Source organism: Luteibacter sp. (assembly GCF_036500425.1).
Lineage (GTDB): Bacteria > Pseudomonadota > Gammaproteobacteria > Xanthomonadales > Rhodanobacteraceae > Luteibacter.
In genome coordinates, this window is the sequence record NZ_DASYCB010000020.1 from 206,127 (window position 1) to 222,394 (window position 16,268).

Sequence of the window (16,268 nt, forward strand, 5' to 3'; positions counted from 1 at the left end):
CAGCGCGACGGTGTCGCGTGTGCCTTTAGTGGGGGCCCTGCCGGAAGGCAGGGGTGCCTTGTTCATTTAGATCGAGGGAATCGCCGATGAAGCGGCTCCCACAAAAAGCCCGGTACTTATCAGGCCCAGGCAGGTCTTTTTGTGGGAGCCGCTTCAGCGGCGATGGCATCGCCTCAACGACAAACCCGCCTCAACGCGCCGGCGAATACCGCACGGTCAGGTAATACGTCCGGCCCAGCTGGTTGTAATACGCAGCAGTTTCATAGTGACGGTCGAACGCATTGGCCAGGCGACCCTGAACGCTCCAGTCGCTATCGACGTGCCACGTAGCACGCACATCGGCCGTGGCGTAACCACCAAGGCGCGTCGTATTGGCCGCATCGTCGTAGCTGTAGCCAGCCGCGTAGACCGAGCCGCCGACCGTGAAGGAGCCCAGGTCGCGGTCCACGTCGACACGCGCCGTGCGCTTGGGACGACGGGCGAGCAGGTTGTTGTACTCGTCGCCGCTGTCGCGGTCCTTCGGCTGCTGCAAGGTGGCGTAGCCACGCAGGTGCCAGCCGTCCACGTCCGCGCCCAGCTGCCCTTCCAGGCCGCGAATGCGCGCCTGGCTGACATTGATCGGCAGGAAGTTCGCGTCGAAGCCGATCAGGTCGTCCACCTTGGTCTGGTAGGCGTTGACCGCCCAGTTCCAGATGCCCGGGCGGGCCGACAGGCCGATCTCGGCGGTGCGCGACTTCTCGGGGCTCAGGTTCACCGGGGCGCCGTACGGGTAGTACTCGTCGTTGAAGGTCGGCGCATGGAATGCCGTGCCGTAGGAGGCGGTGACCTTCATGCCGTTGTCGAAGCGGAAGCCGTAAGCCGCCTGACCGGTGGTGTGGTTGCCGAACTGCGTGTTGTGGTCGTGGCGTGCCGAGAGCTGGATCTCATTGGCGCCGAAGATGCCCTGGTACAGCGCGAACACGCCGGTGTTGTTGCGGGTGTCCTTGAGGTAATCCGTGTCGCTCTTCAGCTTCTCCTGCTGGTAGTCGACGCCGACGCTCAGGGTCTGGCCTGTCGCGAGGGTGATGTCGTTCTGCCAGGACGCCTGGTTGCGCTTGGAGTACAGGTAACCCACACGTGCCTTGTCCACGCCGTAGTTCACGAAGTCCAGGGTCTTGTCGGCGCCGTTGAGGTAGTTGTCGGCACGGTCCTGGTTCTGGCCCAGGCTGATCGACATGCGCCAGTTCTCAAGCGCGTTGAAGGCGAGCTTGGTGCCGGCGACCTGCTGCGAGCGGCGGGTCAGGTTCTGGAAGTCGCCGTCGTATTCGATGTCGCCCTTGCTGCGCAGCCAGCTCCCGGTGAGCTCGGTGCCGTCGTCCCAGCGGTAGCCGCCGGAGAGTGCGCCGTTGTAGGTGCGGTAGGCATCGTGATCGGGCTCGTTGGTGAAGCAGCCCTTGAACACGTCGCCCGCGCCGACGCGGCAGGCATTGATACCCGAGGTGTACTGGCCGCCGAGGCTGGCGTTGTACCAGCTGTGCTGGGTGCCACCGGACAGACCGAACTGGCCGTCGGTGTAGCCATGGCTGCCACCGGTGACCGAAAGCGACGGGGTCGGCGCTTCGCCGGCCTGGCCGTGGCGGGTGAAGATCTGGATGACGCCGCCGATGGCGTCTGAGCCGTAAAGGCTCGACTGCGGGCCGCGGACGATCTCGATGTGGTCGATCTGGTCCACCGGCAGTTGCTCGTAGGCCGGGATGCCGGCACCGACGGTGCCGACGCGCACGCCATCGAGCAGGACCAGGGTGTGCGAGGAGTTGGTGCCGCGCATGAACAGCGAGGTCTGCTGGCCGATGCCGCCTGCGTTGGCGATGACGATGCCCGGCAGGCCGGTGAGCAGGTCCTGCACGCTGACCGGCTGCAGGCGCTCGATGTCCTCGCGGGTGATCAGCGTGACCGGGGCGAGCACTTCATCGAGCGGCGTGGCCGCACGATTGGCGGTAACGACCACCGGGTCGAGCCGGTCGGCGGGAGCGTCGGCCGCGTGGGCGGCGGCGATGGACGACAGCAAGGCCATCGCGAGCAGGGTCTTCTTCATGGAGCCGTTTCCTTATTGCGTCGCTAAAGGCGACACGGAGGACAAACGGCGAACGGCATGCGGGCACGGATCGACCCGGAACGCTGTCCGGATCCGCCCTCCGCGAATCGCCCAACATAAAACGCCCCGCGATAGTCGCGAGGCGAATGCATCGGGCCGGTCTCCGGACTCACTTCAGCCACCTGCCGTGGCGGAACCCGGCGCCTTCCCGCTTTCGCAGTGGCGTATGGCCGGTTTCCGTAAAGACCTTCAGGTCTTCCTGTCGCTTACCGTTGCGGGGGCAGTGCCGGAATAGTCGCGAGGCGACGCACCGGCTTCCCGTTTCATCCCGCTGGCCTCAGGCCAGTCGGGACACCCGAACCGCGCCACTTTAGCGGGCCGTCGGGTTGGTGTCACGCGGATTTAACAACCGTATCGTCGTCAGCCGACCACGCGTACGCCGGCGATCCAGGTCTCCACGACGTCGTGGTTGTCGTCCATCACGACCAGGTCGGCGCGGTAACCGGCGGCGATGTGGCCATGGGTGGCGCCAAGACCGAGGAAGGCCGCGGGGTAGGTCGAAGCCATGCGAGCCGCTTCGTCGTAAGGCACGCCGACCATGTTGATCGTGTTGCGCACAGCCGTGGCCATGTCCAGCGCAGAGCCGGCCAGCGTGCCGTCGGCGGTCTGGCAGACGCCGTCTTTCACCGTGATCGTCTCGCCCTTGAGCACGAAGGTGGGATCGTCCGAGCCCACCGGCGGCATGGCGTCGGTCACCAGCATCATCTTCTCGCGCGCCTTCGCCGCGATGGCGACGCGCAAGGAAGCCGGGTGTACATGATGGCCGTCGACGATCAGGCCGCACCAGCTGGCCGGGTCCTCAAGTGCCGCGCCGACCACGCCGGGTTCGCGACTGGTGAACGGCGTCATCGCGTTGAACAGGTGCGTGAAGCCGCGAATACCCGTGGCCAGTGCGTTGCGTGTGGTGTCGTAATCCGCTGCGGTGTGGCCGGCGGCGACGATCACGCCGTTGGCGACCAGCTCCTGCAGCACGGCGGCGCTGGCGCGCTCCGGCGCGAGAGTGAGCAGGGTCACGCCACCATGGCGGCGGGCGACCATCGCCACGTCACTCGCATCGGCGATGCGGAACTTGGCCGCATCGTGCACGCCCTTGCGCTCGGGCGCGATGAACGGGCCCTCGAGATGGATGCCGAGCACGCCCGGTACGCCCTGCGCCACGGCGTCGTTCACGGCGTCGATGGCCTTCGCCATCACCTCGACATCGTCGCTGATGAGGGTCGGCAGGAAGCCGGTGGTACCGAACTTCGCGTGTGCCTGGCCGATGGTACGAATCGCATCGACGGTGGGCACGTCGTTGAACAGCACGCCACCGCCACCGTTGACCTGGCAGTCGATGAAGCCCGGTAGCAGGGTGCGGCCACCGAGGTCGTGGCGGTCGGCCGCGCGCACGCGAGGATCGGACGGCAGAGCGAGACCGGTAATCTTTCCATCGTCGATCAGGACGGCGAAGCCACCCTGGAATCCGTTATCGGTAAGGACGCGGCCGTTGACGAGGGCGAGGGTCATACGAGGAAACTCCGTAAATCAGACGGTTTCCGTCACCTTGTTCAGGTGCGGCGGGACGTCGGGATTGAAACCACGGCGCAGCGCGAGAGCGGCGGTGGCGCGATAGAAACTCTGGACGGTGACCAGCACCGCGGCGATGGGCGCGGTGGCGACCAGCGGGAGGATGTCGTCGCCTGTGGCGCCCGGCGCGGCTACCCAGACCCTGGCGCCGCGCTTGCGGAACTCGGCGGCGACGTCGAGAACGCCGGGCAGCGTGTCGTCGTTCTGCGCGAAGAACAGCACGGGGAAGTCCGGACCGACCAGAGCCATCGGGCCGTGCTTCACTTCGGCCGCACTGAATGCCTCGGCGTGCAGGCCGCAGGTTTCCTTGAACTTCAGTGCCGCCTCGAGCGCACCGGCGAAGCCGAAACCGCGACCGACGACGAACAGGTTATGCGCATCCACCAGGCCATCGGTGAGCGCCGACCAGTCGGCGTTCCAGCCATGGCGGAGCTGGGCAGGCAGCGCGGTGATCGCGTCGGCGATCTCGGGCTTACCACTCCAGCGCGCGGCGATATGCAGGATCGCGAACAGCGCGCCGAGGTAGCTCTTGGTCGCGGCGACGCTGGTTTCCGGGCCGGCATGCAGCGGCACGACCACATCGGCGACAGCGGCCAGCGGCGAGTCCACGACGTTGACCAGGGCGACCACATAGGCGCCGGCCTTCTTTGCGGCCTCGGCATTACGGACCAGGTCGGGGCTCTTGCCGGACTGCGATATGGCGACGTAGAGCGCGCCATCGAGGCGCTGCGCCGCGTGGTAGATCGAGGTGACCGACGGCGAGGCCGAGGCGGTGACGACACCGAGCTGGGTCTCGAACACGTACTTGGCGTACATGGCCGCGTGATCCGAGCTGCCGCGTGCGCAGGTGATGACCATGCGCGGCGGTGTGGCGCGCAGGCGTTCGGCCAGGGCACCGATCACGGCTTCGTTGTTGGCGAGTTGCCGCTCGACGACCTCGGCGGTCTCGTGCGCTTCGCGGAACATCAGGGTGTCTTGCGGCTGGATCGTCATGGTCTGGTTGGCTCGTTAGTCGCTTTGCAGCTCGGCGACGAAGTCATAGATGTCCCCGCGGTACCAGGAACAGGTGAATTCGACGATCCGGCCGTCGTCGAGGAAGCTGCGGCGTTCGATGCTGAGGCCCGCACTGCCCGCGCTCAGACGCAGCAAGCGGGTCTGCGCCGGACCGAGCACTACCGCGCGCAGGCGCTGCAAGGCGCGAAGCGGACGGTTGCCCAGTTTGTCGAGGGCCTCGTAGAGGGAGTCCTCGACCAGGTTCGGATCGGGCAGGAGCGACAGCGGCACGGCGCTGCGCTCGATGGCCAGCGGTTCGTCGCCGGCGTAGCGCAGGCGGTGCAGGCGGACCACCTGGGTGCCCGGCGACAGGTTCATCGCCATGGACTCCTCGGGAGTGACTTCACCGATCGCGCGCTCGAAAAACTCCGAGCGCGGGTTGAGGCCGCGGGCACGAAGGTCTTCGGTGAAACTGGTCATCCGCGAGAGCGGCTTGACGATGCGCTCGGAGACGAAGGTGCCGGCACCGTGCCGCTGCGTGAGCAGGCCGTCCTCGACAAGGCCACCGATGGCCTTGCGCACGGTGACCCGGGACAGGGTGAGGGCCCGGGCCAGGTCGCGTTCGCTAGGCAGCGCATGGCCGACCTGCACCTCGCCGTTCTCGATCACGTTGCGGATCGCCCGGCGCAGGCGCATGTACGCCAGCGGCAGCCGGGCGGCCGGGTCGTGCTGGAGGCGCTGGTATTCGGCGACGAGGGCGATTTCCATTTCCTGAAGATACCAATACCTGACCACTGGGGCAAGCGCGTGCAAGTTCGCCCATACCACCGGGGGATTCAAACATTCGTTTGCACGATCCAAATGGGCCGTGGAAACGTTTCCGTTGGGTATTCATGCCGTCAATGGCGGCGAAACGCCGCGGCGATTGGTACGGGGCTGGTATGACCTGGTATGTCACTGGTACGATCCGGTGGCATCTTCCCTCGACTTTGAACAGGCCACTGTCGTGAGCGCACAACTCCTGCCGATCGAGCCATTCGATCTGGTCATTTTCGGCGGCACCGGCGACCTCGCCGTCCGCAAGCTCCTTCCCGCCATGTACCACCGCTTCGTCGACGGCCAGATCCAGCCGAGCAGCCGGATCATCGGTGTGGCTCGCGAAGGACTGGACGACGCCGGGTACCGCGAGCAGGTTCGCGGCGCCATCGAGAAGGGCGTGGCCCATGTCGCCAAGGCCCAGCTCGACGCCTTCATCGCGATGATCGGCTACCGCTCCCTGGACGCCCGCAAGCCCGACGGCTGGGACGAGTTCTCGGCCCTCATGGCGGCGCAGCCCACGCACATCCGCGTGTTCTACCTGTCGACCTCGCCGGACATCTTCACCGACATCTGCCAGCGCCTGGGCTCGCTTGAACTCAACGGCGAACGCTCGCGCGTGGTTCTGGAGAAGCCCATCGGCCGCGATCTCCAGAGCGCCAATGCGATCAACGACGCCGTAGCCGGTTACTTCACCGAATCGCAGACCTACCGCATCGACCATTACCTCGGTAAGGAAACGGTGCAGAACCTGTTGGCGCTGCGCTTCGGCAACGCCTTGTTCGAGCCGCTGTGGAATGCGCAGCACATCGACCATGTGCAGATCACCGTCGCCGAAACGGTCGGTGTCGGCCATCGCGCCGGCTACTACGACCGTGCGGGCGCGCTGCGCGACATGGTCCAGAACCATATCCTCCAGCTCCTTTGCATGCTCGCCATGGAGCCGCCGTCGTCGCTGGCGCCGGATGCCGTGCGCGACGAGAAACTCAAGGTGCTCCGGTCGCTGCGTCCCATCGACGCCAGTAACGCCGGCCAGCTCACCGTGCGCGGGCAGTACCGCGCCGGTGCGGCCGAAGGGCAGAGTGTCCCGGGCTACCTGGACGAACTGGGCAGCGACCAGTCCAAGACCGAAACCTTCGTCGCCCTCAAGGCGGAGATCGGTAACTGGCGCTGGGCCGGTGTCCCGTTCTATCTGCGCACCGGCAAGCGCCTCCCCAGTCGCGTGTCGGAGATCGTCGTGACGTTCCGTGCGTTGCCGCATTCCATCTTCGACCCCGCCAATGGCCCGCTGTTACCCAACCGCCTCACGCTGCGCCTGCAGCCCGACGAGGGCGTGAAGCTGTGGCTGACCATCAAGCATCCGGGCCCGGGTGGCCTGCGCCTGCGCCACGTGCCGCTCGACATGAGCTTCGCGGCGGCGTTCGGCATCCAGCAGCCCGATGCCTACGAGCGCCTGATCCTCGATGTGGTTCGTGGTAACCCGACCCTCTTCATGCGTCGCGACGAAGTCGAGGCGGCATGGAACTGGGCCGGCCCCATCCTCCAGGCGTGGGAGGCCGGCGGTGACACGCCGAAGCCGTATACCGCGGGTACTTGGGGTCCGAGCGCCGCCGTGGCGCTCATCGAACGCGATGGCCGTACCTGGGCCGAGGACGCTGCCTGATGAACGCAAAAGTGAATCGTCATGAATTCGCCGATCGCCTGACCCTTGGCGACATGCTGGCCCGCGACATCGCGAGCAAGCTCGACGCCGCCATCAAGGCGCGCGGCAAGGCCAGTCTCGTCGTCAGTGGCGGCAGCACGCCGAAGCTGATGTTCGCCGTGCTGGCAGAACAGGAAATCGACTGGTCGAAGGTCACCATCACCCTGGTCGACGAGCGCTGGGTGGACGAAGACAACGAGCGTTCCAACGCGCGCCTCGTCAAGAAAACGCTGATCGCACACGAAGCGCATGTCGCGGGCTTCCAGCCACTGTTCGACAAGGCGCATGCGGATGACGTCGACGCCGCGCTCGCCGGCGTCGGCGAAAAGGTCGATGCCCTCGGCAAGCCCTTCGATGTCGTGGTCCTTGGCATGGGTCCGGACGGCCATACCGCTTCGTTCTTCCCGGGCGGCGATCATCTCGCCCAGGCGCTCGATCTCGACGGCAAGCAAAGCGTCCTGTCGATGCGTGCCGAAGGCGCCGGTGAGCCGCGCATCACGCTCAGCCTGCCCCGTGTACTCGATACGCGTGCGCTCTACCTGCACATCGAAGGCAACGACAAGAAAGAGGTTCTCGGCAAGGCGCTTGCCGGCGAAGATTTCCCGATTGCCTCGGTGTTGAAGCAGGAACGCGTCCCCGTCGACGTGTACTGGTCGCCCTGAGACCGACTGTCCCAACGCTGTTAAAGCCATCGTGCCGCGCGGGATACGCGCGGCACGGGTCGCCCCGGCGGGGGCCGGCGACCCCACTACGTAGCCACGCGGAACTGCCATGACCATTCACCCCATCCTCGCCGAGGTGACTCAGCGAATCGTCGAGCGTAGCCACGCCTCGCGCGCCGCCTTCCTGGCGAAGATCGAAGGCGCGCGCGGCAAGGGTGCGAAGCGACACCATTTGTCGTGCGGCAACCTTGCCCATGGTTTCGCCGCCTGCGGCGAGAACGACAAGGAGGCGCTGCGCAACGGCCACGCCGCGAACATCGCCATTGTCACCTCGTACAACGACATGCTTTCCGCGCACCAGCCGTACGAAAGCTACCCGGAGCGCATCCGTGCCACCGCGCGCACGTTCGGCGCCACGGCGCAGGTCGCCGGTGGCGTGCCGGCGATGTGCGACGGCGTCACCCAGGGGCGCCCGGGTATGGAGCTGTCGCTGTTTTCGCGCGACCTCATCGCCATGGCCACCGCGGTGTCGCTGTCGCACGACATGTACGAAGGTGCGCTCTACCTGGGCATCTGCGACAAGATCGTGCCCGGCATGCTGATCGGTGCGCTGAGCTTCGGCCATCTCGCCAGCGCCTTCGTGCCGTCGGGCCCGATGCCCTCGGGCATTCCCAACGAAGAGAAGTCCAAGGTCCGCCAGGCCTTCGCCGCCGGCAAGGCCTCTCGCGCCGAACTCCTCGATGCGGAGGCACGTTCGTACCACGGTTCCGGCACCTGCACGTTCTATGGCACCGCGAACTCCAACCAGATGCTGATGGAGATCATGGGTCTGCATATTCCGGGTGCCAGCTTCGAAGCACCGGACACGCCATTGCGCGAAGCGCTCACCGCGGCTGCCGTCGAACGCGTGCTGGCGACGGACTGCCTTGGCGATCACTACATGCCGATCGGTCGCATCGTCGACGAGCGCGCCATCGTCAACGGCGTGGTCGGCCTGCATGCGACCGGTGGTTCGACCAACCACCTGCTGCATCTGGTTGCCATCGCGCGGGCTGCCGGCATCGAGCTGCGCTGGGATGATTTCGACGCACTCTCGGCGGTCGTACCTCTGCTGGCGCGCGTGTATCCGAATGGCTACGCGGACGTGAACCACTTCCACGAAGCCGGCGGCATGGCCTTCCTGATGGACCAGCTCCTGGACGGCGGCCTGCTGCACGGCGACGTGAACAGCATCATGGGTCATGGCCTGGAAGCGTATCGCCATGTGCCCCGGCTTGAAGGCGAGAGCCTCGCTTGGCAGCGCGTTTCCAAGGAGAGCGGCAACCGCGGCGTGCTCCGTTCGATCGCCGAACCGTTCCGCCAGGACGGTGGCTTGCGCATGCTCTCGGGCAATGTCGGCCGCGCCGTGATCAAGGTCTCTTCCGTGCCCGACGATCGCATGATCGTCGAAGCACCGGCCATCGTCTTCGACGAACAGGATGACGTGAAGGCGGCCTTCGATCGCGGCGAGCTCAATCGCGACTTCGTCGCCGTCGTGCGTTTCCAGGGGCCGCGCGCGCGCGGCATGCCCGAGCTGCACAAGCTCACGCCGACCCTGAGCCTGCTGCAGGACCGTGGGCACCGCGTCGCCCTGCTTACCGATGGCCGTATGTCCGGTGCGTCGGGCCGTGTGCCAGCGGCCATCCACGTCACCCCGGAAGCCGAAGCCGGTGGTCCCATCGCGCGCATTCGCACCGGTGACCTCGTGCGCCTGGACGCGCTCGCCGGCACGATCGAAGTGCTGGTCGACGCCGAAGACTGGAACAGCCGCATTCCCGACAACATCGACCTGGCCGTGCACCACACCGGCATGGGTCGCGAACTTTTCGCCATGTTCCGCCAGTCCGCCGTCACGGCCGACCTCGGTGCGGGCGTCTTTTGATATTCCGGAGCCGTACCTGATGAGCAACGAAGCCAAGCAACAACTCGTCGAATCCACCCTGCGCCTGGCGCCGGTGGTTCCCGTGGTGATCATCGAAGACGCCTCCAGAGCCGTAGGCATGGCGCGTGCGCTGGCGGCCGGTGGCATTCGCGCCATCGAGGTGACCCTGCGTACGCCGGCCGCGCTCGACGCTGTGCGTGCGATCGCCGCGGAAGTCGAAGGCGCCTTCGTCGGCGTCGGCACGGTGCTGACCGCGCGCGACCTCGAGGCGGCATACAAGGCCGGCGCGAAGTTCGCCGTGTCGCCGGGCAGCTCGCCGCGCCTGCTCGACGCCGCCGCCGACCACGACCTGCCATTGCTGCCGGGCGCCGCCACCTCCAGCGAGGCGATGAACCTGCTCGAGCGCGGTTACCGCTTCCAGAAGTTCTTCCCGGCGGTGCCGGCCGGCGGCAGCAAGCTGATCGGCGCCTGGGCCAGCCCGTTGCCGCAGATCACCTTCTGCCCCACCGGGGGCATCAGCCTGGCCAACGCCGCCGAGTTCCTCGCGCTGCCGAACGTGGTTTGCGTGGGCGGCTCGTGGCTGACCCCGGCGAACCTGCTGGCTGCTGGCGATTACGCCGCGATTGAAGCGCTGGCGCGCGAGGCTTCGCAGCTCGGTCGCTAGTACCCATCGCCGCTGAAGCGGCTCCCACAGGGACAGCTGCTCCTTGTGGGAGCCGCTTCAGCGGCGATGCTCTGTGCTCTCTGTGGGAGCCGCTTCAGCGGCGATGCTTCGTGCGAAACTCCCCAGCTTCGCCCCACCGCGACATCCCCGCCCATGATCTACATCCTCCTCGCCGTCGCCTTCAGCGTTACCGTCTCGGTCCTGCTGAAGCTCGCGCGCCGCGCGAACGTCGACATCGTCCAGGCGGTTGCCACCAACTACATCGTGGCCGCGGGACTCGCCGTATGGCTGCTCGGCGCGACGCCACAGGCGGCGCTCCAGTCCGATGCACGCACCCCGCTGATCCTGCTCGGCATCCTGCTGCCGGCGATCTTCGTCATGCTCGCCCGCTCGGTCAGCAGCGCCGGCATCGTCCGCACCGACGTAGCCCAGCGCCTGTCCTTGTTCCTGTCGCTGGCGGCCGCCTTCCTCCTGTTCGGCGAGGTACTGGTTCCGCTGAAGATCCTCGGCATCGTCCTCGCACTCGTCGCCGTGGCCTGCATTCTCTGGCGCAAGGAGCGCACCGAACGCGCAGGCTGGCTCGCACCGCTGGCCGTGTTCGCCGGCTTCGGCGCCATCGACATCTGTTTCAAGCTGATCGCGCAGGCGCATGCGCCCTTTCCCAGCGCCCTGCTCGCTTCGTTCCTCATTGCATTGGTGCTCTGCTGGATCGCCGTCTTCGCCCGTGCTCTGACCCGCCAGGCGGCGCTGTCCTTGCGCAGCATCGGTTTCGGTGCGGTGCTCGGCGCGGCGAACTTCGCCAACATCCTCTTCTACGTCCGCGGCCATCAAGCGCTGCCGAACGATCCTTCGTTGGTGTTCGCGTCGATGAATCTCGGTGTCGTGCTGCTTGGCGCGCTTGTCGGCGCGCTGGCGTTCCGCGAGAAGCTCTCGTGGCTTAACTGGCTTGGCCTTGCGATCGCCGTTGCGGCCATCGGGGTCATGACGGTAGCCTGACCTCGCGTCGATCAGGCCTGGGCGGGACTCGTTGCCGCCAGTCGTGCGAACCACTCAGCCACACCGCTCGGCAGGACGACGTCAGCGTGGTGACGCATAGGCTCCTTGACGCCATGTCCAAGCGTGACAAGGACAAGTTGCGTGCCTTCTCGGCGCGCGAACTTCATGGCAGGAACAAAATCACTGTCGCCCGTCACGAGCACGATCAGCGACGAAAGCTTCTTTAGCGTGAGACTCGCCATGTCGAGTCCGATGCGCATGTCAACGCCCTTCTGACCGACTATCGGTTTGATGTCGTCGGAGCGAAGCGTGAGACTTTCCTCGGTCACCTTGCGGAGATCCTTCTTCGGCGTCCAGCCCTCGACAGACAGCTCACCGAGTCGGTTTGCAAAGAAGTCCTCGCATGCCAGTTGGTTGTGCATGACCTCACTGGCTCGATAAGCCCTGGTCGTACCGAAATCGAGTCGTTCCCCGGAAAAGGGATTCTCGATGATCTCGGAAGACGGTGCCGCATCGTAGAAATAGATGCGGTGCAAGCGGTGAGAAAGGAGGAGCGGGTGGCTTCGAATGGCCGCCGACAGTCGGACAATGTCGTCAGACGTGGCAGGTTTCGTTGCGCTGCCGGTCTTCCGCCTGACAAAGCCACCATCGAGCATGATGGAATAGGTGAGCATCCATTCTCCAAGTTAGCCGCCAAGCAGGTGGAGGACGAACCTCGCTTATATGTCACCCGCAGGGCAGCCGTTTCTTGTGTCAAAGGTTCGGTGTCTTGAACCGTCGTCACGACACAGGTGGAGGACGAACCTCGCTTATATGTCACCTGCCGCGCAGCACTTCTTGTGCCGCAAGTTCTACGTGAACCGCCGCCATTATCGCCGCCTTAAGCTCTCCGTCAATGTCGCCCCGACCGATAAGTTCTGTAGGCGCTCACAACCGCCGAGGCGCTGTCGAACCGCGAACGACGAGGTCCGGGCTGAAGCCCTCGTTCTCGATGATGTGCTCATCACCGTCCCGCTCGAGTTCAGCGATGAGCCGCTGCGCCGCATGACGACCGATTTCTTCCGTGTTCTGCCGCGCGGTGGTAAGCGCCGGCCACGACTGCTTCGAGAACGGACTGTCCTCGAAGCCGGCGATGGAAAGCTCCCATGGCACGTCGACACCACCGGACCGGGCGGCCGCGAGGACACCTGCGGCGATCTCGTCGTTCGAGCCGAAGATGGCGGTTGGCGGTTCCTTCAGTGCGAGCAGCTTGCGCGCACCGCGGAAGCCATCGTCGAAGGAGTAATCGCCTTCGACCACCAGTTTCTTGTCGACCGGTAGACCGTACTCGCGCAGCGCATCCTCGTAGCCCTGGTAGCGCTCGGGACTGGACCGATGCTCCTTGCCACCCCAGAGAAAGCCGATGCGATGGTGTCCGAGCTGGATCAGGTGCTCGGTGATCGCATAGGCGGCGTCGCGGTCGTCGACGAAGACGCAGGGCCAACCGTCCTTCGGATCCTGCCGTGCGGAGATGATCCGGACGAAGGGAATCTTGTGCTCGGTCAGCGTGGCCAGCAGCCGTGGCTGCTCGGACATGGGCGGGGCGAGCACGAGGCCGGCAAGGCGGTTACGCCGCACCAGGTCGCTCAGCTGCTCGGCCAGCTTGGGGGCCGACGAGTCACAGGGGTGGATCTGCAGGCCGAAGCCACGCTCGCGGCATACCGACAGCACGCCGTTCTGCATGGCGATGACGTAGTGGGCGTTCGGGTTGTCGTACACGAGGCCCAGCGCGTAGGTCCGGGCGCTGCGCAAGCTGCGCGCCGCCTGGTCCGGCTGGTAGTCGAGGGCGTCGATGGCACGCTGCACCTTGTCGCGGGTGCGCGCATGAACGGATGGCTCGTGGTTGATGACGCGGGAGACGGTCTTGAGTGACACGCCGGCCCGCTCGGCCACGTCCTTGATGGTAGGGCTACGCAATCTCGGACCCTCAATAGCAAGACGGCCATCCTAGCGGATGGCCGTTACGTAGCGAAGGCGGACGTTAGTCCTTGATGTGCTGACCGACCCGATGGCCGGCCGCGCCGTAGTACAGGATGTACAGATAGCAGGGGACCATCAGGCAGAGGAACACGGCCTGGAAGTCATGGCTCTGCTTCAGGTGGGCGAAGAGCACCGGGATGATCGCGCCACCGGCGATGCCCATGATCAGGAAGGCCGAGCCGAACTCGGTCAGCGCGCCCAGGCCCTTGATCGCCAGCGGGAAGATCGCCGGCCACATCATGGCGTTGGCGAAGCCCAGCGCGGCGACGAAGCCCACGGCGGCATATCCGCTGGTCATATAGGTGCCGATCGAGAAGATCACGCCGAGCACGGCCGAGAACGCCAGGTACTTCTGCTGCGAGACGAACTTCGGAATCAGCAGGAGGCCGGCGATGTAGCCGAGCAACATGGCGAACAGGGTGTACGAGGTGAAGTGCTTGGTGTCTTCCGGGGTCATGCCGAAGCCCTGGCCGTAAGTACCGATAGCGTCACCGGCCATTACTTCCACGCCCACGTAGACAAAGAGGCAGAGCACGCCGAGCCACAGGTGCGGGAAGCTGAAGATGCTGCCCTTGGCGTGGCCGATGGCGCGCTCGGAATTCGCACCGGAAGGCTTGATTTCAGGCAGCGAGGAGCGAACCACCCAGACGGCGAGTACAACCAGCAGGCCGGCCATGACCATGTACGGCAGGTGCACCTTGGCGGCGAATGCGGCGAGCAGGGCATCCTTCTCGCCCGGCGATCCGGCGGCGGCGATCTGCTTGTCGAACGTGCCGATATTGCTCATCACCACGGCGCCGAAGACGAACGGTGCGAGTGCGCCGGCCACCTTGTTGCAGATGCCCATGAAGGCGATGCGCTGCGCGGCGCTGTCGATCGGGCCGAGGATGGAGATGTACGGATTGGACGCCGTCTGCAGCAGCGAAAGGCCGGCACCGATGACGAACAGGCCGGTCAGCGCGCCCGGGTAGATACGCATGGTGACGAACTGGCCGAACAGCACGGCGCCGATCGCCATGACGAACAGACCCAGGCCCATGCCCTTCTTCATGCCGGTCTTCTTCAGGATGAAGGACGAGGGCAGGGCGAGGAAGAAATACGACAGGTAGAACGCCATCGGGACCAGGAAGGCATTCACGTCGTCCAGGTTGAAAGCGAGCTTCACGAACGTGATCAACGGGCCATTGAGCCACGTGACGAAGCCGAAAATGAAGAACAGGACGCCGATGATGATCATCGGAACCAGACTGGAATGTCGTGTCTCGTCGACGCCGACCGCGGTGGATGACATGGGTGTTTCCCCTCGTGTTGTTTTCGGTATCCAGGCGGCGGCACCGCCGGATACGCCCCGATTTGTCGCCTTTATTGACTCGTGTGCGTAACGTTGTCAATTGGCTTTTTACGCGGCCCCGCCCCATCCGGCCCCGTTTTCGACTTTCGATGTCGCGCCGCGTCAAATGCCCGATCGACCATGCATTCGCCGTGCCGCACGCCGCGCCATGCCGCGAACTGGACGAGAACGAGGGTGTCCGCAAACGTTTCCTGCTGCGGCGCAGGATGGAATGGTGGATGTCCTAGCCATTTGTCCTGTTGACAACGTTGTCATTCGACTCACAGACTCCGCCTCAATCAGGGGCGTCACAGAAAGTTCATGTGACGACGAACGCATTAGTCATAAGGGGCGGGGCGTGGGCGAATCGGCCAAACAACGGGAAATCGTGCGTGCTTCGCGTTCCGGGGCGTTCATCGCCGCCGACGTGGGCGGGACGCATGCCCGTATCGGCCTGGTGCGTCGTGCCGCCGGCTCGACCGCCATCGACGTGCTCCGCTACGAGCGTTACGCCTGTGCCGACTGGCCCAGCCTGACCGCCGTGCTGCAGGACTTCGTCAGCCGCCTGGATGGCCAGCACCACATCGAACATTGCGCCGTGGCGAGCGCGGGCTACGTGCTAGGCGACGCTATCGTCAACGAAAACCTGCCCTGGCCGGTCTCGATCGGCGATATCCGCGAGACCCTCGGGCTGCTCGGCCTGGCCGTGGTCAACGACTTTGAAGCCGTGGCTTACGCCTGCCAGTTCCTCGAGAACCACCAGACCACGCCGATCATCGAGACCGCCGCCGCACCGGCCGTGGGTCCGATCCTCGTCATGGGACCCGGTACGGGCCTGGGTTCGGCTGTACTCCTGCCGGGTTCGCCGCATGCCACCGTGCTGCCGACCGAAGCCGGTCAGATTTCCCTCGCGCCGGGCAACCCGCGCGAGGTCGCGATCCTCGGCGAGCTCGCCCGCGGCCGCGACTACGTTTCCTACGAGACCGCCCTGTCGGGACCGGGTCTTGTCCACCTCTATGAAGCCATTTCGACGCTGCGCGGCACGCCCGCGACGCTGACCGAGCCCGCCGAAGTCACGCGCGCCGCCCTGGACGGGAACGATCCCGCCGCGGTGGAAGCGCTGGACGTTTTCTGCGGCCTGCTCGGCAGCTTCGTCGGCGATCTCGCCCTTCTCTACGGCGCCCGCGGCGGCGTGTTCCTTGCGGGCGGCATCCTGCCCCAGGTTCGCGACCGCCTGCTCGCCAGCAGCTTCGCCTCCAGGTTCTTCAACAAGGGCGTTATGCGCGCCTTTCTCCAGCAAGTACCGGTACGTCTGATGGACCACGGGCAGTTGGGTGTGATCGGTGCCGCCGGTCTCTACCTGCACGGTTCGAACGCTCACTGAAGAGCGGGAAAGGAACGCAGGCTCAGTACAACAACCGGGTCGAAAGACCCTTCGATAGCAACGAAGCATGACGCGGCCGCG

The 16,268-nt window shown here is 65.6% G+C and carries 13 protein-coding genes and 1 riboswitch; of the genes, 6 read left to right on the forward strand and 7 right to left on the reverse strand.

The window, feature by feature from the left end:
• Nucleotides 1–190: 190 nt before the first annotated feature.
• The 4 genes from VGN46_RS05180 to VGN46_RS05195 all read right to left on the reverse strand — a co-directional run bounded on the left by VGN46_RS05180 (nt 191) and on the right by VGN46_RS05195 (nt 5,461).
• On the reverse strand, nt 191–2,074 hold the full coding sequence (locus tag VGN46_RS05180; RefSeq protein WP_331641341.1) for a TonB-dependent receptor domain-containing protein: 1,884 nt from the start codon (nt 2,072–2,074) through the stop codon (nt 191–193).
• Between the two features lie 137 nt (nt 2,075–2,211).
• Nucleotides 2,212–2,448: riboswitch (cobalamin riboswitch) on the reverse strand.
• 46 nt (nt 2,449–2,494) lie between these two features.
• A complete protein-coding gene (nagA, locus tag VGN46_RS05185; protein ID WP_331641343.1) occupies nt 2,495–3,640 on the reverse strand; it encodes an N-acetylglucosamine-6-phosphate deacetylase in 1,146 nt (381 codons plus the stop codon).
• An 18-nt stretch (nt 3,641–3,658) separates the two neighbouring features.
• On the reverse strand, nt 3,659–4,693 hold the full coding sequence (locus VGN46_RS05190) for an SIS domain-containing protein (RefSeq protein WP_107913572.1): 1,035 nt from the start codon (nt 4,691–4,693) through the stop codon (nt 3,659–3,661).
• Nucleotides 4,694–4,708: 15 nt separating this feature from the next.
• Complete coding sequence (locus VGN46_RS05195; RefSeq protein WP_046969563.1) at nt 4,709–5,461, reverse strand: GntR family transcriptional regulator; 753 nt, start codon at nt 5,459–5,461, stop codon at nt 4,709–4,711.
• 238 nt (nt 5,462–5,699) lie between these two features.
• Between VGN46_RS05195 and zwf the strand changes: the two genes are divergently transcribed.
• The 5 genes from zwf (at nt 5,700) to VGN46_RS05220 (ending at nt 11,454) form a co-directional block, all read left to right on the forward strand.
• The gene (zwf, locus tag VGN46_RS05200) at nt 5,700–7,172 is read left to right on the forward strand and encodes a glucose-6-phosphate dehydrogenase (RefSeq protein WP_331641397.1); all 1,473 of its coding nucleotides are present in this window, start codon (nt 5,700–5,702) and stop codon (nt 7,170–7,172) included.
• Complete coding sequence (pgl, locus tag VGN46_RS05205) at nt 7,172–7,873, forward strand: 6-phosphogluconolactonase (RefSeq protein WP_331641350.1); 702 nt, start codon at nt 7,172–7,174, stop codon at nt 7,871–7,873. Before zwf ends, pgl begins: the two co-directional genes overlap by 1 nt.
• Nucleotides 7,874–7,982: 109 nt before the next feature.
• Nucleotides 7,983–9,794: a phosphogluconate dehydratase gene (edd, locus tag VGN46_RS05210; protein WP_331641352.1), complete on the forward strand. Its 1,812-nt coding sequence runs from the start codon at nt 7,983–7,985 to the stop codon at nt 9,792–9,794.
• Between the two features lie 19 nt (nt 9,795–9,813).
• On the forward strand, nt 9,814–10,458 hold the full coding sequence (gene eda / locus VGN46_RS05215; protein ID WP_331641354.1) for a bifunctional 4-hydroxy-2-oxoglutarate aldolase/2-dehydro-3-deoxy-phosphogluconate aldolase: 645 nt from the start codon (nt 9,814–9,816) through the stop codon (nt 10,456–10,458).
• A gap of 153 nt (nt 10,459–10,611) precedes the next feature.
• Complete coding sequence (locus VGN46_RS05220; protein WP_107913568.1) at nt 10,612–11,454, forward strand: DMT family transporter; 843 nt, start codon at nt 10,612–10,614, stop codon at nt 11,452–11,454.
• An 11-nt stretch (nt 11,455–11,465) separates the two neighbouring features.
• On the opposite strand, the gene VGN46_RS05225 is transcribed toward VGN46_RS05220, so the two are convergent.
• The 3 genes from VGN46_RS05225 to VGN46_RS05235 form a co-directional block, all read right to left on the reverse strand.
• Nucleotides 11,466–12,128 (reverse strand): NYN domain-containing protein, encoded by a 663-nt coding sequence (locus VGN46_RS05225; RefSeq protein ID WP_331641357.1) that lies wholly within the window; start codon nt 12,126–12,128, stop codon nt 11,466–11,468.
• Nucleotides 12,129–12,381: 253 nt separating this feature from the next.
• The gene (locus VGN46_RS05230; RefSeq protein ID WP_107913566.1) at nt 12,382–13,410 is read right to left on the reverse strand and encodes a LacI family DNA-binding transcriptional regulator; all 1,029 of its coding nucleotides are present in this window, start codon (nt 13,408–13,410) and stop codon (nt 12,382–12,384) included.
• Between the two features lie 64 nt (nt 13,411–13,474).
• Nucleotides 13,475–14,764, reverse strand: coding sequence for a sugar MFS transporter (locus VGN46_RS05235; RefSeq protein ID WP_107913565.1), 1,290 nt, complete (start codon nt 14,762–14,764; stop codon nt 13,475–13,477).
• 397 nt (nt 14,765–15,161) lie between these two features.
• Here VGN46_RS05235 and glk point away from each other — a divergent pair, with 397 nt between their 5' ends.
• Entirely contained in the window at nt 15,162–16,187 is a 1,026-nt protein-coding gene (glk, locus tag VGN46_RS05240; protein WP_414675223.1) for a glucokinase, read from the forward strand.
• Nucleotides 16,188–16,268: the final 81 nt, after the last annotated feature.